At 66.8% G+C, this 19444-nt stretch carries 18 protein-coding genes and 1 pseudogene; 6 read left to right on the top strand and 13 right to left on the bottom strand.

The genetic code is table 11. The features are described from left to right. Positions 1–223 precede the first annotated feature (223 nt). Positions 224–1891 (bottom strand): ABC transporter substrate-binding protein, encoded by a 1668-nt coding sequence (locus ABDW35_RS12070; protein ID WP_343714116.1) that lies wholly within the window; start codon positions 1889–1891, stop codon positions 224–226. Between the two features lie 316 nt (positions 1892–2207). On the opposite strand from ABDW35_RS12070, the gene ABDW35_RS12065 reads away from it, so the two are divergent. Genes ABDW35_RS12065 through ABDW35_RS12045 form a run of 5 tightly spaced genes read left to right on the top strand, consistent with a single transcriptional unit; the run spans position 2208 to position 6063 of the window. After that, on the top strand, positions 2208–2849 hold the full coding sequence (locus ABDW35_RS12065) for an NUDIX domain-containing protein (RefSeq protein ID WP_343714115.1): 642 nt from the start codon (positions 2208–2210) through the stop codon (positions 2847–2849). A 34-nt stretch (positions 2850–2883) separates the two neighbouring features. Continuing rightward, positions 2884–3912: a cysteine synthase A gene (locus tag ABDW35_RS12060; RefSeq protein ID WP_343714114.1), complete on the top strand. Its 1029-nt coding sequence runs from the start codon at positions 2884–2886 to the stop codon at positions 3910–3912. After that, positions 3909–4634: an alanyl-tRNA editing protein gene (locus ABDW35_RS12055; RefSeq protein ID WP_343714113.1), complete on the top strand. Its 726-nt coding sequence runs from the start codon at positions 3909–3911 to the stop codon at positions 4632–4634. Before ABDW35_RS12060 ends, ABDW35_RS12055 begins: the two co-directional genes overlap by 4 nt. After that, on the top strand, positions 4631–5491 hold the full coding sequence (sseA, locus tag ABDW35_RS12050) for a 3-mercaptopyruvate sulfurtransferase (RefSeq protein WP_343714112.1): 861 nt from the start codon (positions 4631–4633) through the stop codon (positions 5489–5491). The genes ABDW35_RS12055 and sseA overlap by 4 nt, the downstream gene beginning before the upstream one ends. Continuing rightward, entirely contained in the window at positions 5488–6063 is a 576-nt protein-coding gene (locus ABDW35_RS12045; protein WP_343714111.1) for a GNAT family N-acetyltransferase, read from the top strand. Before sseA ends, ABDW35_RS12045 begins: the two co-directional genes overlap by 4 nt. 175 nt (positions 6064–6238) lie before the next feature. Here ABDW35_RS12045 and ABDW35_RS12040 read toward each other — a convergent pair whose 3' ends face one another. From ABDW35_RS12040 to ABDW35_RS12005, 8 genes are all read right to left on the bottom strand, one after another. Then, entirely contained in the window at positions 6239–7414 is a 1176-nt protein-coding gene (locus ABDW35_RS12040; protein WP_343714110.1) for a porin, read from the bottom strand. Positions 7415–7827: 413 nt separating this feature from the next. Beyond that, a complete protein-coding gene (locus tag ABDW35_RS12035) occupies positions 7828–9000 on the bottom strand; it encodes a porin (protein WP_343714109.1) in 1173 nt (390 codons plus the stop codon). Positions 9001–9457: 457 nt separating this feature from the next. After that, positions 9458–10618: a porin gene (locus tag ABDW35_RS12030; protein ID WP_343714108.1), complete on the bottom strand. Its 1161-nt coding sequence runs from the start codon at positions 10616–10618 to the stop codon at positions 9458–9460. 494 nt (positions 10619–11112) lie between these two features. Beyond that, positions 11113–11883 (bottom strand): amino acid ABC transporter ATP-binding protein, encoded by a 771-nt coding sequence (locus tag ABDW35_RS12025; protein WP_343714107.1) that lies wholly within the window; start codon positions 11881–11883, stop codon positions 11113–11115. Positions 11884–11896: 13 nt separating this feature from the next. Next, a complete protein-coding gene (locus ABDW35_RS12020) occupies positions 11897–13078 on the bottom strand; it encodes an amino acid ABC transporter permease (protein WP_343714106.1) in 1182 nt (393 codons plus the stop codon). A 2-nt stretch (positions 13079–13080) separates the two neighbouring features. Beyond that, complete coding sequence (locus ABDW35_RS12015) at positions 13081–14271, bottom strand: amino acid ABC transporter permease (protein WP_343714105.1); 1191 nt, start codon at positions 14269–14271, stop codon at positions 13081–13083. A gap of 111 nt (positions 14272–14382) precedes the next feature. Beyond that, positions 14383–15411, bottom strand: coding sequence for an amino acid ABC transporter substrate-binding protein (locus tag ABDW35_RS12010; protein ID WP_343714104.1), 1029 nt, complete (start codon positions 15409–15411; stop codon positions 14383–14385). Between the two features lie 340 nt (positions 15412–15751). Then, positions 15752–16693 (bottom strand): nucleoside hydrolase, encoded by a 942-nt coding sequence (locus ABDW35_RS12005; protein WP_343714103.1) that lies wholly within the window; start codon positions 16691–16693, stop codon positions 15752–15754. 127 nt (positions 16694–16820) lie between these two features. Here ABDW35_RS12005 and ABDW35_RS12000 point away from each other — a divergent pair, with 127 nt between their 5' ends. Further along, a complete protein-coding gene (locus ABDW35_RS12000) occupies positions 16821–17018 on the top strand; it encodes a hypothetical protein (protein WP_343714102.1) in 198 nt (65 codons plus the stop codon). 13 nt (positions 17019–17031) lie between these two features. Here the strand turns inward: ABDW35_RS12000 and ABDW35_RS11995 are convergent, their stop codons facing one another. From ABDW35_RS11995 to ABDW35_RS11980, 4 genes and pseudogenes are all read right to left on the bottom strand, one after another. Then, positions 17032–17346: a type II toxin-antitoxin system RelE/ParE family toxin gene (locus ABDW35_RS11995; RefSeq protein ID WP_343714101.1), complete on the bottom strand. Its 315-nt coding sequence runs from the start codon at positions 17344–17346 to the stop codon at positions 17032–17034. Next, positions 17343–17615, bottom strand: a complete 273-nt coding sequence (locus tag ABDW35_RS11990) for a type II toxin-antitoxin system ParD family antitoxin (protein WP_343714100.1) — start codon at positions 17613–17615, stop codon at positions 17343–17345. Before ABDW35_RS11990 ends, ABDW35_RS11995 begins: the two co-directional genes overlap by 4 nt. A 63-nt stretch (positions 17616–17678) precedes the next feature. After that, positions 17679–18752, bottom strand: coding sequence for a sn-glycerol-3-phosphate ABC transporter ATP-binding protein UgpC (ugpC, locus tag ABDW35_RS11985; protein ID WP_343714099.1), 1074 nt, complete (start codon positions 18750–18752; stop codon positions 17679–17681). 77 nt (positions 18753–18829) lie between these two features. Further along, positions 18830–19444 (bottom strand): annotated as a pseudogene (locus ABDW35_RS11980) (hypothetical protein); the annotation flags it as partial.

The raw sequence follows: 19444 nt of genomic DNA, 5'->3' as shown, positions 1-19444 counted from the left end.
CTTGTTAATCTTAATTTCTATTATGGTTGCTTTATGGCATTACAATCAGTTGTTTCCCTTCTATCCTGAAGCGGACGCCCATGCTTTGCAGCTGAGGGGGCTAGGGGGAGGGAGTTGTCGCTCGGGGAGAGCGGACCCGGGTCCCGCTCCTGCCGCACGCCCCTCCCCCTGCGTCCCGCCGACGGCGGGAGGGGGGACTCGATGGTGTTGGGTGAGAAAGCCGTCACGCGGACAGCCACACCTTGTCGAGATACATCTCGCGGGCGAAGTGGTAGGCGAAGCCCTGCACCTTGTCCGTGCTGGCGGTGTAGATCTTGAGCCAGAACGGGATGATGCTGATGGCGTCGTCCTGCAGGATCTTCTCGATCTGCTTCACGATCTCCTTGCGCTTCGGCACGTCGATCGTGCCCTGCGCCTGATTCAGCAGCTTCTCGAACTCCGGATTGTCATAGCCGCTCTCGTTCCAGGCCGCGCCCTTGCGGTAGGCGACATCGAGCACCTGGACGCCGAGCGGCCGGGTGGTCCACTGGGTGACGCTGAACGGCCATTTGGTCCAGCGGTCCCAATAGGTGCCGCCGGGCAGGATGTTGACCTTCAGGTTGATGCCGGCCGGCTTCAGCATCTCCGACAGCACCACGCCGATCTGGCCTTCCCATTTCGGGTCGTCGACGCAGTTGATCTCGATATCGATGCCGTTCGGGTGGCCGGCATCGGCCAGCAGCTTCTTGGCCTTGTCGTAATCCTGCTTCATCGCGCCGAGATCGGTGTATTCCGGATGGATCGGCGCGACGTGGAAGTCCTGGCCGGCGATGCCGAGGCCCTGATAGGCCAGCTGCAGCAGCCGGTCATGGTCGACGCAGGCCTGCACCGCCTGGCGGATGCGCTTGTCGTCGAACGGCTTCTCGGTCACCCGCATGCGGGCGACGCCGACGATCGCCGTGTCCTTGTCGTAGACCTTGAAGGACGGGTTGGCCTGGTAGCCGGGCAGCAGGTTGGGGTCGAGCTTGTACAGCAGGTCGACCTGGCCGGAGGAGAGCGCCGCCAGCTCCGCCGCCGGGTCGGCGCCGAGGTCGATGAACTGCAGCTCGTCGATATAGGCGTCGCCGCCCCAATAGCCTTCCTTGCGGGCGAACACCGCGCGCTGGCCGACCGCGTATTCCTTCAGGGTGAAGGGGCCGGTGCCGATCGGGTTCTTGATCAGGTTGGCCTCGTGCTTGGTGGCGAAGTCGCGATGGGTGATCAGCGCCGGGTAGTCGCCCAGGCTCTCCGGGAAGGACAGCATGGCGTTCTGGAAGTGGAAGCGGACCGTGTGGTCGTCCACCCGCTCCAGCGCGTTCGGCGCCATCTTGATGGTGTCGCCGTCCTTCACCGTCAGGCCGGCGAAGCGGCCCTGGTTGGAGGAGCCGGTCTTGCTGTCGAGCCACCGGGTGAAGGTGGCGATCACGTCATCGGCGTTGAAGGCATCGCCGTTGCTCCACTTGACGTCCTTGCGGAGCGACAGGGTCCAGACCGTGACGTCGTCATTCGCCTCCCACTTCTCGGCCAGGTGGGGGTGCGAGAGGTTGTCGGTGCCGACCCGCACCAGCGGCTCGATCAGTTGCCGCGCGATGTTGCCCTTCTCCGACCAGTCGTAGATCGCCGGGTCGCTGGCATCCATGACGAACATGCCCATCCGCAGCGTGCCGCCCTTACGCGGCGTGTCCTCGGCCAGGGCCTGCGGCATCAGCGGCTCGCCGGTGATCACCGAGGCCACCGAATACGCGGCCGGAATCGCCAGGCCGAGCAGCACCGAAGTGCGCAGGAACTCGCGCCGGTCGAGCCTGCCGTCGCGCAGATCCTCGGCCAGCTTCGGAATCGCGACGTGAACCTTTCCCAGATCCTTGATGTCCATCAGGCTCTCCCTGTCGAGACGCTGGAACCACCCTGTGGGGCGAAGCTTTCTTGTCGTTCTGAAGCCTCGGCCCGCAACGAAGGCCATTAGACGGCCCGCGGGCCATCCACTTGTTTCCCCTGGCGACGGCGAAGCGCCCGTCCGCGACATCGCAGCCCAAGGGGGCAGCCCACCGGGCCGATGCGGAAGTATCGCGACCGCGGCGGCGATGCGTCAAACCCAAATGCCCTCGTCCGAGATCTGCCTGCGGCGCGCCGCACCGTGGCGTCCGGGCGGCCGTCCCGCTATCGTCCCGGCGCCGCCAGCGAGGGAGTGCATGAGAGTGGCCTTCGACAATGACGCCGATGTCGAGCTGATCGAGCGGCGGACCGAATATGGCGGCTTCTTCCGGCTGGACCGTCTCGTGCTGCGCCACCGCCGCTTCGACGGCGGCTGGACCGCGCCGCTGACGCGCGAGCTGGTGCTGCGCCGCCCGGCCGTCGGCCTGCTGCCCTACGACCCGGTCGCCGACCGGGTGGTGCTGCTGGAGCAGTTCCGGCTGGGTGCCTGGATCGCCGACCGGCCGGGCTGGATGGTCGAGATCCCGGCCGGGCTGATCGATGCCGGCGAGTCGCCGGACCATTCCGCCGCCCGCGAGACACAGGAGGAGACCGGCCTGGACGTGGCCGAGCTGCTGCCGGTCGGCGAATTCGCCACCAGCCCCGGCGGTTTCAACGAATGGGTCACCCTGTTCTGCGGCCGCGTCACCGCGCCGGCCGAACGCAGCCTGCACGGGCTGGCGACCGAGCAGGAGGACATCCGCATCCTGCCGATGCCGGCGGAGGAGGCGCTGGCGATGCTGGCCGAGGGCCGGATCCAGAACGCCATCACGCTGATCGCGCTGCAGTGGTTCGCGCTGAACCGGGAGTCGCTGCGCCGCCGCTGGGGGTCGCTTGAAGCCACGGGGAGCGCCCTCTAAGGTCTCTCAGGACCTTCGAGAACTGGGACCGAGCATGAGCGACACGCCCTCCCGCCGGATCGTCGACGGCTTCGTCGGCGCGATCGGCAACACGCCGCTGATCCGCCTCGCCCGCCTGTCGGAGGAGACGGGCTGCGAGATCCTGGGCAAGGCGGAGTTCCTGAACCCCGGCGGCTCGGTCAAGGACCGGGCGGCGCTGGCGATCATCCGCGACGCCGAGGCGCGCGGCACGCTGAAGCCCGGCGGCACCATCGTCGAAGGAACGGCCGGCAACACCGGCATCGGCTTGGCGCTGGTCGGCCGCGCCCTGGGCTATCGCAGCGTCATCGTGCTGCCGCGGACCCAGAGCCAGGAGAAGAAGGACGCGATCCGCCTGGCCGGCGCCCGGCTGGTCGAGGTCGACGCCGTGCCCTACAAGGATCCGAACAACTACGTCCGCTACTCCGAGCGCCTCGCCGCCGAGCTGGCGCAGACCGAGCCGAACGGCGCGATCTGGGCCAACCAGTTCGACAATGTCGCCAACCGCGACGGCCATTACCGCACCACCGGGCCGGAGATCTGGGACCAGACCGGCGGCACGGTCGACGGCTTCACCTGCGCCGTCGGCACCGGCGGCACGCTGGCCGGCATCGCTTTGGCGCTGAAGGAGCGGAACCCGAAGGTGCAGATCGCCTTGACCGACCCGCTCGGCGCTGCGCTGTACAATTGGTACGAGCATGGCGAGCTGAAGGCCGAGGGCAGCTCGATCACCGAAGGCATCGGCCAGGGCCGGGTGACGAAGAATCTGGAGGGCATGCCGCTGGACTGGGCGCAGCAGGCGACCGACGAGGAGGCCTTGCGGATCCTGTTCGGCCTGGCCCGCGAGGAAGGGCTGCTGCTGGGCGGCTCCACCGGCATCAACCTGGCCGGCGCGGTGAAGATGGCGCGGCGGATGGGCCCAGGGCACACCATCGTCACCATTCTGGCCGACCACGGCAGCCGCTATCAGTCCAAGCTCTACAATCCGGACTTCCTGCGCGAGAAGGGATTGCCGGAACCCGACTGGTTGGAGACCAGCGCATGACCGAATTGCTGTTCCGCGACGATGCCTATGCCCGCGAGGCGACGGCCACCGTGGTCGCCGCGACACCGGAAGGCATCGTCCTGGACCGGACCGTGTTCTACGCCACCGCCGGCGGCCAGCCAGGCGACACCGGCACGATCCGCTGGGCCGGCGGCGAGGCCGCGGTGGCCGACACCCGCAAGGGAGCGACGCCGGACGAGGTCCGCCATGTCGTCGCCGACGGGACGCCCCTGCCCGCCCCCGGCACCCCGGTCGCGCTGGCGCTGGACTGGGAGCGGCGCCACCGCCACATGCGCATGCACACCGCCCTGCACCTGCTGTGCGTCGCCGTGCCCGGCGACGTCACCGGGGGCCAGATCGGCGCCGAGCGCAGCCGGCTGGACTTCAACCTGCCGGGCGACGCGCTGGACGCGGCGGCGATCACCGCCCGGCTGAACGAGCTGGTGGCGGCCGCCCTGCCGATCGGGACCGAGTGGATCACCGATGAGGAGATGGCGGCGCGGCCGGAGCTGGTGCGGACAATGTCGGTCAAGCCGCCCAGCGGCATGGGCCGGGTGCGGCTGGTGCGGATCGGCGACGCCGCCAGCCCGGTCGACCTGCAGCCCTGCGGTGGCACCCATGTCCGCAACACCTCTGAGATTGGCGCCCTGACGGTCGCCAAGATCGAGAACAAGGGCAAGCAGAACCGCCGGGTCGTCCTCACCTTCGCAGGCGAAGCATGAACACCATCGTCTCGACATCCTGGCTGGCCGACCATCTCGACAACCCGGATGTCCGCATCGTCGACGCCACCTATCACCTGCCGGGCACCAACCGCGATGCGGCGGCGGAGTTCGCCGAAGCGCATATCCCGGGCGCCGTGTTCTTCGATGTCGACGACATCGCGGCGCCGGAGAGCAAGGCGCCCGGCGGCCTGCCGCACATGCTGCCGCCGCCGGAGCTGTTCGCGGAGCGGATGGCGGATCTTGGCATCGGCAACGACAGCTTCGTCGTCTGCTACGATGTGCACGGGTTGATGAGCGCCGCCCGCGCCTGGTGGATGCTGCGCGCTTTCGGCCATGACGGCGTGGCGGTGCTCGATGGCGGGCTGCCGGCCTGGAAGGCCGAGGGCCGGCCACTGGAGAGCGGCATGCCGACCCCAGTGCCGGCACGCTTCACCGCCCATTTCCGGCCGGCGCTGCTGCGCAGCAAGGCCGAGATACTCGCCGGAAGGGTCGGCACGGTGATCGACGCCCGGGCGCGCGAGCGCTTCGAGGGCACGGCGCCGGAGCCGCGGCCCGGCCTGCGCGGCGGCCACATCCCGGGCGCGCTGAACCTGCCCTTCGGCGAGTTGCTGGACCCGGCCACCAAGCGGCTGCTGCCGCCCGAGGCAATCGCCGCCCGCTTCGCCGCCGCCGGCCTGCCGGAGCGCGGCCCGGTGACGGCGAGCTGCGGCAGCGGCATCACCGCCTGCGTCCTGGCGCTGGGATTGCACCGGATCGGTCGCGAGGATGCGGCGGTCTATGACGGATCCTGGGCCGAATGGGGCATGCCAGGGGACACGCCGGTCGAGACCGGGCCGGCGCGGACGCGGCCATGAACGCCGTGCCCGAGCTGACGATCACCATCACCCAGTTGGAGATGACGGCCAGGCCGGCGCGCCCGGCCCCGCCACCACCTTTGGCCCGGCACCTGCTGATGCGGGCGGAGCCGGCGACCGTCTCCTTCTACCGCTATCTCTACGACACGGTCGGCGCCAACTGGCTGTGGACCGACCGGCGGGAATGGGATGACGAGCGGCTGGCCGCACGGCTGAACGACGACCGCACCGGCGTGTATGTGCTGTATGTCGACGGCGTGCCCGCCGGCTATGGCGAGCTGTTCCAGGAAAGCGTCGAGGTCACCGACTTGGCCTATTTCGGAATGCTGCCGGAATTCATCGGCCGGAAGCTGGGGCCGTTCCTGCTGTGGTCGCTGATCGACTTGGCCTGGGCCCGGCCGATCCGGCGGATGACGGTGGACACCTGTACGCTGGATCACCCGAAGGCCCTGGCCCATTACCAGCGGGCGGGCTTCGCACCCTATGCGCAGCGCGTGGTGCGCAAGCCCGACCCGCGCCTGACCGGCCTGCTGCCGCGGACGGCGGCGCCGCACATACCCTTGGCCGTTTGAGGGGGAGCCGTTTCCTTCCTGTCACTGTCGGGCTTGACCCGGCAATCCAGGGGCCACAGAGAACCGCTCTGGCTGCCCCTGGATCCTCGGGTCAAGCCCGAGGATGACAATCAAATAGACGCTGACCCAAGATAAACACGCTTCGATTGCTATCTTCCTCGCCGGGCAGCAAGACTCAGAACCCGAGGATGACGCCGGTGATCAGGTTGGCGTTCTCGAAGTCCTGGCCGGCGCGAAAGTTCTGCTTCTCGTAGATCACCTCGGCATAGGCGTTCAGGCCTGGCGCCAGCGTGCGGGTGAAGTTGGCGCCGAGGATGTGGTTGTCCTTCAGATCCTGGCCACTGGTGTATTGCGAGTCCAGGCCGTTGCCCTTATCCGCCCAGGTGTACGCGTAAGACAGCGATGCCAGATTCGCGCCCCACCGGTAGCTGATGTCGCTGACGACGGAATCGACCGGCTTGTCGGCGACGGCGATGCTCTCATTGTGGGTCCAGTTCACGCTGGCATAGATGCCCTGGTACCCGACCTGGCCGCCGAGGGTGTAGACCTCGAGGTCGTTGCCATGCGGGTTGGCGCCGGTGGCCGAGGTCTGGGTGCCGTGGCCATAGGCGGCCGTGGCGGCCGCCCGCACCATCCAGTCGCCGAAGGTGTTCTTGTAGTTCACGCCGGCGGTGACGACGTTCTCGTAGTAGGTCTGATCGTCGTTGAACAGATCGTTGCGGCCGCCATTGCCGGCATGGCCCGCTCCGCCGACCACCGGCGTGAAGTCGGCGGCGAAGCTGAAGCCGTCGAACATCGGCGAGGTGTATTTGATGCGGGTGTCCTGGTTGGTCAGCCCAGCCAGATAGGTGGCATTGATCGAGTAGAAATTGCCGCCGCCCACGGGGAAGTCGCCGTCCAGCAGCTCGCCGAAATCCATCGCGCCGGCGCCCATGTCGCCGACCAGGTCGTCATGGACATAGACATAGCCGATGTCGTCCGCGACCGTCGGCGCGTCGCCAAAGGTGATGGTGCCGAAGCTGCCCTTCACATAGGTGTAGATGCGCGTGATCCGGGCATTGTCGCGGCGATTGACCGAATCGAAGCGGATCCGGCCGCCGTATTCGAGGCCGGTATCGGTGACGTTCTTGATGTCGAAGATCAACCGTGCATTGGACTGGAAGTCATAGTCGCGGTCGAAGTCGCTGTCCTGGCTGTCGCTGAGCACCAGGGTCGACTGGAAACCGAGGAAACCGCTGATCTTCAATTGAAGACCCGAGGTTACATTGCTGTCGGCCGCCGAAGCCGGCATTGCGCCGGCCAGCCCCATGGCGGCGAGCGCCGCCGCCCCACCCAAAAGGATCGTCTTCATTTTCCCCTCCTCCGCCCCCTCGTCACGGGCACCTGCCCGCCCGGCACGTCGTCATTGCCGGCGTCAGGCTCCGTCCAGGAGCCGCGAGAGCTTGTACCAAGGAATATAGGGACCGAGTCTCTCGCGGCGAGGTCCGCTCCGTCATGCGAAATCGGGGCTCGCCCATCCGGGAGACATCCGAACGGTAGTCCCGGCGCAAGGGTTCGGCAACATCAATATACATTCATGTATGTATTTATTGTACTTGAGCTCACTCCAGTCACTGAAGATAAAAAAGGATGCGCGGTCTGCAGAACCGCGCATCCTCCGTCGACCGGACGTGATTTACAGCCTTCGAGGGGACGAGACAGAGACCGTCAGGAGTGGTCCGTCACGCCCGGTCTTCCCGGACCGCCACCGCAGTGACGGCTTGATCAGAATGCCAGCAGCACGCCCGTCATCAGATTGGCCGTTTCCCAATCCCCGCCGGCGCGGAAGTTCTGCTTCTCGTAGATCACCTGGCCGTAAGTGTTCAGGCCCGGCGCCAGCGTGTAGGTGAAGTTCGCGCCGGCGATGTGGTTGTCCTGGAGATCCTCGCCGCTCGAGAAATTCGAGTTCAGGCCGTTGCCCTTGTCCGCCCAGGTGTAGGCGTAGGACAGCGACGCGAGATACGGGCCCCACTGGTAGCTGACATCGGCGACGATCGAATCGACCGGCTTCTTGGCGACCGCGATCTCCTCATTGTGGGTCCAGTTCACGCTGGCGGCGATGCCGCCCGACTGGACCATGCCGCCGAGGGTGTAGACCTGCAGGTCGTTGCCGTCCGGATTGGCGCCGGAATCGGAGGTCTTCACGCCGTTACCATACGCCGCCGTGGCCGCCAGGCGGACCCAGAGCGAATCGAAGGTCTGCTCGTAGTTCAGGCCGCCGGTGACGACGTTCTCGTAGTAGCTCTGATCGTCGTCGAACAGGTCGTTGCGGCCACCGTTGCCGGCGTGATCCCGGCCGCCGACGACCGGCGTGAAGTCGACCGCGAAGCTGAAGCCGTCGAAGGTCGGCGAGGTGTACTTGATGCGGGTGTCGGCGTTGCTCAGACCCGCCAGGTAGGTGGCGTTGATCGAGTAGAAGTCGCCGCCGCCCAGCTTGAAGTCGCCGTCCAGCAGGTCGCCGAAGTTGAGGCCGCCGGCGCCGACCTGGCCCGCCAGGGCATCATGGGCGTAGACATAGCCGATGTCGTCGGCCACGGTCGGCGCGTTGCCGAAGGTGACCGTGCCGAAGCCGCCCTTCACATAGACATAGGTGCGGTCGACGCGGACGTTGTCGCGGCGGTTGACCTGGTCGAAGCGGATGCGGCCGCCGTATTCCAGCCCCGAATCGGTAACGTTCTTGATGTCGAAGATCAGCCGCGCGCCGGTCTGGAAGTCGTAGTCGCGGTCGAATTCGTCGTTCTGGGTGTCCCCCAGATTCAACGCGGCCTGGAAGCCGACAAAGCCGCTGATCTTGAGTTGCAGGCCCGACGTCACATTGGCGTCCGCGGCCGAGGCCGGCGCCGCGCCGGCCAACACCATGGCGGACAGCGCCGCCCCACTCAACAGAACCTTCTTCACTTCCCCTCCTCCGCTCGGTTCGTCTTGGCGGCTGCGCCGGCTCTGCCGGTCGCTTCACCGGATTGTCCGGTGTCCGTGACGCCGAGCCCTGGCTTCACAACAGGACTTCGAGAGCATGTCTCTCGGGAATGACAGCCGCTTCACTCCGGGGTTCGCGCCCTTCGGGATTCGGACCGTCCGCGAGATTACGAAACCGTAAACTGCCGGACGGAACGAAGCAACGAGAATATACATGCATGAACGTATGTAATGGCGGATGGCTTCTTTGGGAAATTGCGCGGCAGCAAGCTGACGAGAGCCCACAAAAAAAGGATGCGCGGCCTGCAGACCGCGCATCCTCCGTCGACCGGACGTAACGTTTTCAGCCTTCGAGGGGACGAGACAGAGACCGTTAGGAGTGGTCCGTCACGCCCGGTCTTCTCGAGCCGGCCTTTCGGTCCTGGCCCGTCCTGGGGTTTTAGAACCCGAGGACGATACCGGTGCCGAGGCTGGCGGACTCCCAATCCTTGCCCTGACGGAAGTTCTGCTTCGAGTAGATGACTTCCGCGTAGGTGTTCAGACCCGGGGCCAGGGTGTAGCTCAGGTTCACACCGGCGATGTGGTTGTCCTGCAGGTCCTCACCGCTGGTGAAGGACGAGTTCAGGCCGTTGCCCTTGTCAGCCCAGGTGTAGGCGTAGGACGCCGAGGCCAGGAACGGGCCCCACTGGTAGCTGAGGTCGCCGATGATGGTGTCGACCGGCTTGTTCGCGGCAGCGGTCTGCTCGTTGTGAGTCCAGTTCACGCTGGCGAGGATGCCGCCGGAACCGATCTGACCACCGAGGGTATAGACCTCGACGTCATGGCCGCCCGGATTCGACGCGCCCTGCGTACCGTTACCGTAGAGGGCCGACGCAGCGACGCGGACCGACAGCGAGTCGAAGGTCTGCTCGTAGTTGACGCCGGCGCTGACGACGTTCTCGTAGACGGTCTCGTTGTCGTTGAACAGGTCGTTGCGGCCGCCGTTGCCAGCGTGATCCGGACCGCCGACCACCGGGGTGAAGTCGACGCCGAAGCTGAGGCCGTCAAAGGTCGGCGAAGTGTACTTGATGCGGGTATCGGCGTTGCTGATACCGGCGAGATAGGTGGCGTCGATCGAGAAGAACTCACCGCCGCCGAAGTAGTAGTTGCCGTCCAGCAGGTCGCCGAAGCCGGCGCCCAGGCCCATATTGCCGTTCAGCTGGTCATGCGCGTAGACGTAACCGAAGTCGTCCGCGGTGGTCGGCGCGTTACCGAAGGTGACCGTACCGAAGCCGCCCTTCACGTAGACGTAGGTGCGGTCGACCGTGACGTTGTCCCGGCGGTTGACCGAGTTGAAACGGATACGGCCGCCGTATTCCAGGCCGGAGTCAGTGACGTTCTTGACGTCGAACTGCAGCCGGGCGCTGCTCTGGAAGTCATAGTCGCGGTCGAACGTGTCGTCCTTGGTGTCGCCCAGCGACAGGGTCGCCTGCGACCCGATGAAGCCGCTGATCTTCATCTGAAGACCAGACGTTACATTCGCATCAGCTGCCGATGCCGGCACCGAACCGATCAGAGCGGCAGCGACGAGCGCCGTACCACCCAGCAATACCTTCTTCATCTTCCCTCCTATGCCCCGCACCGAATGGGGCGCTTTGCTTAAGACACTCTCGGCCCGCCTGCTTGCTGGCCTCGCCCAGGCTGCCCACCGGGGCCTGCAGGCAGAACCCGACGCGGCGGTCGGGTGATGGCGGCCGTGTCGAAAGCGATCCCCCGAGACGGCGCCGATCTGTGTCATCGAAGGCACAGTCCGATCGGCCTTGCCGGCCGGGTGGAGAGGCGCCCCGAAAACTCCGAGACCATAGTCCCGGCCTGAATGACGCGGCAATGTCATTATACATTCCAGAATGTATGTAAGATGAAATCGCAACGACCTGTTGCTGATGGGTCACACCTTCTTACAACAGCGTAAACTGGCCGGCCGCGGCGGGGGCTGACGGCCCGATGCCTCGCGGAATATGGAAGCCTGGCGCGCTTCCGGCATGAAAAAAGCCGGCGGACAGCGCCCGCCGGCTTGGCTGCGGATCGGGCGCCGCCGCGGCGGCGCCCTGCCCGTCAATGGGCCAGGATCTGGCTCAGGAACAGCTTGGTGCGCTCCGACTTCGGGTTCTTGAAGAACTCCTCGGGCTCGTTCTGCTCCACGATCTGGCCGCGATCCATGAAGATCACCCGGTTCGCCACGGTGCGGGCGAAGCCCATCTCGTGGGTGACGCAGATCATGGTGATGCCTTCACGCGCCAGCTCGATCATGACGTCGAGCACTTCCTTGATCATCTCGGGGTCCAGCGCCGAGGTCGGCTCGTCGAACAGCAGGATCTTCGGCTTCATGCACAGCGAGCGGGCGATGGCCACGCGCTGCTGCTGGCCGCCGGAGAGCTGGCCTGGGTACTTGTTCGCCTGGTCGGGGATCTTGACCCGGCCGAGGAAGTACATCGCCGTCTCCTCGGCCTCCTTCTTCGGGATCTTGCGAACCCAGATCGGGGCCAGGGTCAGGTTCTCCAGCACCGTCAGATGCGGGAACAGGTTGAACTGCTGGAACACCATGCCGACCTCGCGGCGGATGGCGTCGATGTTCTTGACGTCGTTGGTCAGCTCGATGCCGTCGACGACGATCGAGCCCTTCTGGTGCTCCTCCAGCCGGTTCAGGCAGCGGATCAGGGTCGACTTGCCGGAGCCCGAGGGCCCGCAGATCACCACCTTCTCGCCCTTCTCGACGGCGAAGTTGATGTCCCGCAGGACATGGAACTCGCCGTACCATTTGTTGACCCCGGACATCTGGATCAGGATTTCCGGCTGGCCCGCGGTCGCTTGTTGATTCACAGCCATGTTCATCTCTCCGTCAGCGGCGGCGCGTGCCCCGGTTCAGATAGGTTTCCAGGCGCTGCGAGTACCTCGACATCGCGAAGCAGAAGACGAAGAACAGCAGCGCCACGAACAGATAGGCTTCCTTGTAGAACGGCCCCCAGATCGGGTCGGACAGGCCGAGGCGGGCGGCGCCCAGCAGGTCGAACAGGCTGACCATGATGACGAGCGTCGTATCCATGAACGACCCGATGAAGGTGTTGACCAGCGCCGGGATCGAGACCCGCAGCGCCTGCGGCAGGATGATCATCCGCTGCTTCTGCCAGTAGCCGAGGCCGAGGCTGTCCGCCGCCTCGAACTGGCCCTTGGGGATCGCCTGCAGGCCGCCGCGCACCACTTCGGCGAGATAGGCGGCGGTGAACAGGATGATCGCCACCTGGGCCCGCAGCAGGTAGTTGAAGTTCCAGCCTTCCGGCAGGAACAGCGGGAACATCACCGAGGCCATGAACAGCACGGTGATCAGCGGCACGCCGCGGATCAGCTCGATATAGGTCACGCACAGGGTCCGGATCGCCGGCATGTGCGACCGGCGGCCCAGCGCCAGCAGGACCGAGAGCGGGAAAGCCAGCGCCATGCCGATCATCGACAGGCCCAGCGTCAGCGGCAGGCCGCCCCAGTTCCGGGTCTCCACCAGCGACAGGCCGGGAATCGGGATCTCGAAGAAGCCGAGCGGCACCGCGCCGTACATCAGGCTGATGGCGGCGACGATCACCACCACCCAGGCGATGATCAGACGCTTGCCCCAAAACCGGCGCATGGTGCTGGCGACGGCGAGGCCGATCAGCAGCAGCATCGAGATGATCGGCCGCCACTCCTCGCCATAGGGGTACAGGCCGAAGAAGATCAGCCGGTACTTCTCGTTGACGAAGCCCCAGCAGGCGCCGGCCGCGGCGCGGCAGGCGGCCACCACATCCTGCGGCGTCTGGTCCGGAGTCGCCGGCCCCCACACCGCGTCGATCAGCGCCCATTGGACGAAATCCGGGATCAGCCGGATCGCCAGATAGGCAATCAGCACCGTCAGCACGATGTTGTACCATGTGCTGAACAGGTTGTGCCGGACCCAGGCGATCGGCCCCGTGGTGGAGCCGGGCGGCGGCGACGCCGGGATCTCCTGGGTGGCGACGAAGGGTGCGGTCAGGGCGGCTTGGGTATCGGCCATGCTCACCGCTCCCTCAGCGCCATGCGGCGGTTGTAGATGTTCATGCCGATCGAGATCGCCAGGCTGATGAACAGGTAGACCGCCATGAAGATCGAGATCGCCTCGACCACCTGGCCGGTTTGGTTGCCGATGGTGTTGCCGATCGACACCAGCTCCGGATAGCCGATCACCACCGCCAGCGAGCTGTTCTTGGTGACGTTGAGATACTGGCTGGTCAGCGGCGGGATGATGGTGCGCAGCGCCTGCGGCAGCACGATGCGGCGCAGCGTGATGCCGGAATGCAGCCCCAACGCGCGGGCCGCCTCGGTCTGGCCGTGCGAAACCGCCAGGATGCCGCCGCGCACGATCTCGGCGATAAAGGCGGCGGTGTAGACCGTCAGGCCGATCAGCATCGCCGCGAATTCCGGCGTCAACGTCCAGCCGCCCTGGAAGTTGAAGCCCTTCAGCTCCGGCACCTCGAAGGCCGCGGGGGCGCCGCCGATCAGCCAGACCACCAGCGGCAGGCCGACGAACAGGCCGATGCCGGCCCAGATGCTGTGGAACTGCTGACCGGTTGCCGCCTGGCGCTGCCTGGCCCAGCGGGCGATGCCCCAGGCGACCACCAGCGCCACCAGCGCCGCGACCGCCATCCACAGGAAGATCGGGTTGTCCTCGACCGAGGGCACCTGGATGCCGCGGTTGCTGACGAAGACACCCGGCACCGGATGCAGCGCCTGGCGCGGCGGCGGCGCGCTGACCCGGATCAGCCCTGCCCAGAGCAGCAGTTGCACGGTCAGCGGGATGTTGCGGACGATGTCGACATAGGCCGTGGCGATCTTGGCCAGCAGCCAGTTCGAGGACAGCTTGCTGACGCCGACCACCAGCCCCAGCAGCGTCGCCAGGATGATGCCGAGGATCGAGACCTTCAGCGTGTTCACCAGCCCGACCAGGAAGGCCCGGGCATAGGAATCGCTCGGCGTGTAGGAGATCGGAGTCTCGGCGATGGCGAAGCCGGCCTCGCGGGACAGGAAGCCATAGCCGGTCTGGATGCCGCGCACCTCGCGGTTGTGTATCAGGTTGGAGACCAGGAACCAGCCGATTCCGACGACCACCAGCAGCAGCACGACCTGGTAGAAAATCGCTCGGAGTCTGGGGTCGTTGAGTGCGGATCCACGGCGCACGGCAGTTCCTGCCGCGGCAACGTCCATGGTCATTGCGTCAAACCTCGCTCAAGCCGCCCGTCAAATTTCTTCTTCGCCCGGAGCAGGCCGGGCCCGAAAACGAAACCGCCGACCCGTTGCGGGGTCGGCGGCATCGATCGCACGTTACCGGATCGGAATGGCGTATTGCAGGCCGCCCTGGGTCCACAGCGCGTTCAGGCCGCGCTTGAGGCCCAGCGGGGTCTTCTCGCCGACATTCCGCTCGAACATCTCGCCGTAATTGCCGACCTGCTTGATGGCGTTGTAGGCCCAGTTCTCCGGCAGGCCCAGCGCCTCGCCCATGCCCGGCGTCTTGCCCAGCAGGCGCTGGATCGTCGGGTCGGGGGAATCGGCGAAGGTGTCGATGTTCTGGCTGGTGACGCCGCTCTCTTCGGCCTGGACCTGGGCCATGAACACCCAGCGGGTGATGTCGGCCCACTGGTCGTCGCCCTGGCGCACGGCGATCGACAGCGGCTCCTTGGAGATGATCTCCGGCAGGATGATGTAGTCGTCCGGCTTCGGTGCCTTGGCGGCGCGGGTGCCAGCCAGGCCGGAGGCGTCCGTGGTGTAGGCGTCGCAGCGGCCGGAGAAGAAGGCGGACTCGACGTCCTCCAGCTTCTCGATCACGACCGGCTTGAAGTCCAGCTTGTTGGCGCGGAACCAGTCGGTCAGGTTCAGCTCGGTGGTGGTACCGGGCTGGACGCAGATGGTGGCGCCGTTCAGGTCCTTGGCGCTGGTCACGCCGAGTGACTTGTTCACCATGAAGCCCTGGCCGTCGTAGAAGTTGATGGCCGTGAAGGTCAGGCCCAGCGACGTGTCGCGGGAGAGCGAATAGGTCGTGTTGCGGGCCAGCACGTCGATTTCGCCCGACTGCAGCGCGGTGAATCGCACCTGGGCGTTCAGCGGGGTGAACTTGACCTTGTCGGCATCGCCGAACACGGCGGCCGCGATGGCACGGCAGGTGTCGACATCGATGCCGGTCCACTTGCCCTGGCTGTCCGGCAGGGCAAAGCCGGCCAGGCCGGTGTTCACGCCGCACTGCAGGAAGCCGCGTTGCTTGACGGCATCGAACGTCGCGCCCGCCTGGGCCGAAGCGGTGAAGCCCACCGCGGCGACGACCGCAGCCCCCGCCGCGAGCAGAGTACGAACCTTCATGAAACCTCCCCTTTTTGCCCCGGCCTTCGCCGTGGCGAAACCGCAAGACCGTCCCGGCAGCAAGCTGCCGGGGGAGGGTCATTTAATGGAACATCCCCCCTGAATGCACGGCCTTTTTTGTTCTGTCGCTGCTCGGCGGCGGCCACAGCATCATATTTCAATCAAGCACGCGTCATATTGCATGCGTCCGGAATAATCATCCGACCATTCCTCGCGCAGAGGGTGATCGTTCCTTCGGCAAAGGGCTGCCAAGCCTGCACCCGAGGGGCATCGGGGGGTGGGCTAGACCAGTGTATCGCGACAATCGGCAAGAACAGGCCGGCCGGTCGACTTCCGCGCCTCAGCGCAGCAGGCCGTCCATGAATCCGCCGACGACACGGTCGCGGTCGATCCGGGTCGCCACCCGGACGGCGGGCCGCCCCGCTGCCCCTTGCTCCTCGGGAACACCGCGGCGGTCGGCCAGGGTCATGCCCCGGGTCAGGTCGCCGCTGAGCTCGACCCGGAGCGGCCAGTCGGAATACTCGGCGAGGCCGGGGTCCAGCAGCAGCATCGCCGCCGCCGGGTCGTGCAGGGCGCAGCCGCGGATGCCGTAGCGTGCGTGGTAGAAGCCGACATAATGCTGCAGGATCGACCAGGCGAAGCGGCCGCGCGGCCGGGAATCGGCCTCGATCCGCGCCAGTTCGGCCTCGCCCAGCCAGGCGGTCATGGTGACGTCCAGCCCGACCAGCGTGACCGGCCAGGACGCGGCGAACACCGCCTCCGCCGCCTCCGGGTCGTGGAAGATGTTGGCCTCGGCCGCGGCGGTGATGTTGCCGGGCACGGTCACCGCCCCACCCATGATCACCACCCGGTCGACCAGCCGCGGCAGCTCCGGCTCCAGCTGCAGCGCCAGGGCCAGGTTGGTCAGCGGCCCGGTGGCCAGCAGCGAGAAGGCGCCCGGCTCGGTCCGGGCCAGGCGGACCAGCTGCTCGGCCGCCGTCTCGGCCGCGAAGGGCCGCGGCGCAGCCTTGGGCCCCTGGCCGCCGAGGCCGTCATCGCCATGGACATGGCCGCTGATGCTGACCGGCTGGGCCAGCGGCGTCGCCGCCCCGACCGCGACCGGGACGTGGCCGAGCCCGACGAGGTGGAAGACGTGCTGCGCGTTGGCGGCGGCGACCGCGGCATGAGCATTGCCGTGAACGCTGCCCAGCGCCGCGATCTCCACCCCCGGCCGTCCGGCCAGCCACAGGATGGCCAGCGCGTCGTCGATGCCGACGTCGCAGTCGAGAATGATCCGGGGCATCGGCGGGGTCCTTTCCTGTCGTCGGCCCGACCATAGCGCGGCCGGGCGCGGCGCAAAACGCCGCTGGATGGCGGGCGCGGTCCCGTGCCACTCTCCCCGCCCCTGCCCCGCCGACGCGCTGGAGACGATGCCGACGCCGCAAGCCCATCCCTGGCTCGAACCCCTCTGGGTCCGGCTGCTGATTGTCGTCCTCCTGATCGCCGCCCTGGCGGCGGAGTTCATCTGGCTGGGCGACCGGCTGTGGCAGTTCCTGTGGGCCGCCGCCCTGGTCTATGCGATCTGGGATTTCTTCCTGCGCGGAGTCTACGGCAAGCCGAAGGAGTGAGGCTGGGCGGCGATCAGTCGTCGCTCGCGCCGGTCAGCGCACGTTCGTAGTCGCGGCCTCCATAGAAGATCCGAACGACGGTCACACTGTCACCGCTGATCTGAAATACGATCGTGATCCGGCGTTCGAACCCCATGACCCGCAGGCCTGGCCGGATGTCGTCTCGACGGGCGCCGCGCTCCGGAAAGGTTTCGAGCGACAGGCAGGCCGCCTCGATCCGGTCAATATAAGCCTCCGCGATCATGCGCCCTGATGCGGCGGCAATGTAGCGGTACAGATCGAGCAGGTCGGTTTCGGCCCGTGGCCTGAACCGGACCTCGTACTTCACTCGGCGTCGGCCTTGGTCTGCTCGGCATGGTAGGCCCTGAGGCGACGGAAGACGTCTCGGGCCGGCACGCTGGCGCCAGGATCAGCGAAGGCCTCGTCAACCTTCTCCTTCAGCCACTCGCCAAGGGCCTGCTCTTCCCGATCCAGCGCCCGAACAGCAGCCCTCAGAACCTCGCTGGTTGATGCGTAGGCCCCTGACCGGACACGGGCTTCGACGTGCTCCTGTAAGTCACCCAGGGTGACCGTGATCGGACGACTGGTGCGGGCCATGACAAGCTCCGGCGAAAGCGATGAGTGTGATATTGTCATACACCTACTTCTGAGCAAGTGTCGTCAGATCGCCTGCCCGCCCGCCGTCTCGAACAGGTGCAGCCGGTCCGGGTCCAGGCTGATCGTCGCCGGCTCGTCCGGGCGGGCCGGGAAATGGGCGTCGACCTGGGCGGTGAACCTGGCGCCCGCCACCTCGCCCAGGATCAGGGTGTGGGCGCCGAGCGGCTCGATCACCCGCGGCAGGATCGGCAGCGTCACCGGACCGGCGGCGCCGCCCGCCACATGCTCAGGCCGCAGGCCGATGGTGACAGCCAGGCCGTCGCGCCCGGCTAGCGCCGAACGCTTGGCGGCCGGCATCGGCAGCACCGTGCCGTCCGCCAGCCGCAGGCCGCCGCCGGACAGGGTCGCGGGCAAAAAATTCATGCTGGGCGCGCCGATGAAGGCGGCGACGAACAGGTTGGCCGGGCGCTCGTAGAGCGTCAGCGGCTCGGCCGCCTGCTCGATTCGGCCCTGGTTCATCACCACCACCCGGTCGGCCATGGTCATGGCCTCGACCTGGTCGTGGGTGACGTAGACGATGGTGGTCTTGAGGCGCCGGTGCAGCGCCTTGATCTCGGCCCGCATCTCGATGCGCAGCTTGGCGTCGAGGTTGGACAGCGGCTCGTCGAACAGGAACACGTCGGGGTCGCGGACGATGGCGCGGCCGATGGCGACGCGCTGGCGCTGCCCGCCCGACAGTTGCTTCGGCCGGCGGTCGAGATAGGGGTCGAGTCCCAGGATCCGCGCCGCCTCCTTGATCTTGTCGTCGATCGCGGCCTTCGGCTCGCCCCGCACCTTCATGCCGTAGCCGATGTTCTCGCGCACCGTCATATGCGGGTACAGGGCGTAGTTCTGGAACACCATGGCGCAGTTGCGCAGCCCGGGGCGCAGCTGGGTGACGTCGCGGTCGCCGATGCGGATGGTGCCGCCGCTCGCCGCCTCCAGCCCCGCGATCATGCGCAGGGTCGTGGTCTTGCCGCAGCCCGAGGGGCCGACCAGCACGACGAATTCGCGGTCCGCGATCTCGAGGTCGAGCGAGGGGATGACGGGCACGTCGCCGTAGCTCTTGGTGACGGCTTCGAGTCTGACGCGGGCCATGGTGTCCTTGGGTCTGGAACGCTCCGTCCGTCCGGTCTCCTCGCCGCCGCAGCGCGCGGCGGGGAGGATCGTCCGGCCTACTTCTTCAGGGGCGGCAGGCCCATCGAGGCGCGATAGGCGGCAAGCTGGGTGTCGCGGCCGAACTCGTCGGTCAGCTTGTTCCACTGCTCGGCGATCGAATCGAGCGCCTGCTGCGCCGTCACCTCGCCCGCCAGCGCCTTGGACAGCTCGATCTCCAGCACCTCGGTGTAGGAGAAGTAACCGGGGATGCGCATGTCGAGCGCCACGTTCTTGGCCTCGAGGCTGCCGCGCTGCGCCGCCAGGTACTCATCCGCCTCCTCCTTGGTCATCTTGGCCAGCCAGCGGTCCGGCGCGAAATGGCTCAGGCGGTAGGGATTGACGCCGGAGCCGCCGGTCACCGTGGCGATGCCGCTGTTCTCCGGATTCGAGACCCATTCGACGTAGTTCCAGGCGGCCTCGACATTCTTGCCGGCCGAGGGCACCGCCGCCTGCCAGCCGCCGAAGGCCATGAAGGGCGAGAACATCGGCTGGTCGAACTTGTCCCAGGCCTTGGTCTTGTGGTTCCAGATCTCGGTCGACCCTGGGGTCAGGGCCGAGCCGACCTTGATCTGTATCTGGCCTCTGAGGAAGCCCTGCAGCGCAATGCCGGCCGCGAAGAAAAAAACGTTGTA

Source organism: Inquilinus sp., from assembly GCF_039594555.1.
Classification (GTDB): domain Bacteria; phylum Pseudomonadota; class Alphaproteobacteria; order DSM-16000; family Inquilinaceae; genus Inquilinus.
Note: the sequence above shows the minus strand (reverse complement) of the source record. Positions and strands in the feature narration are given on the sequence as shown.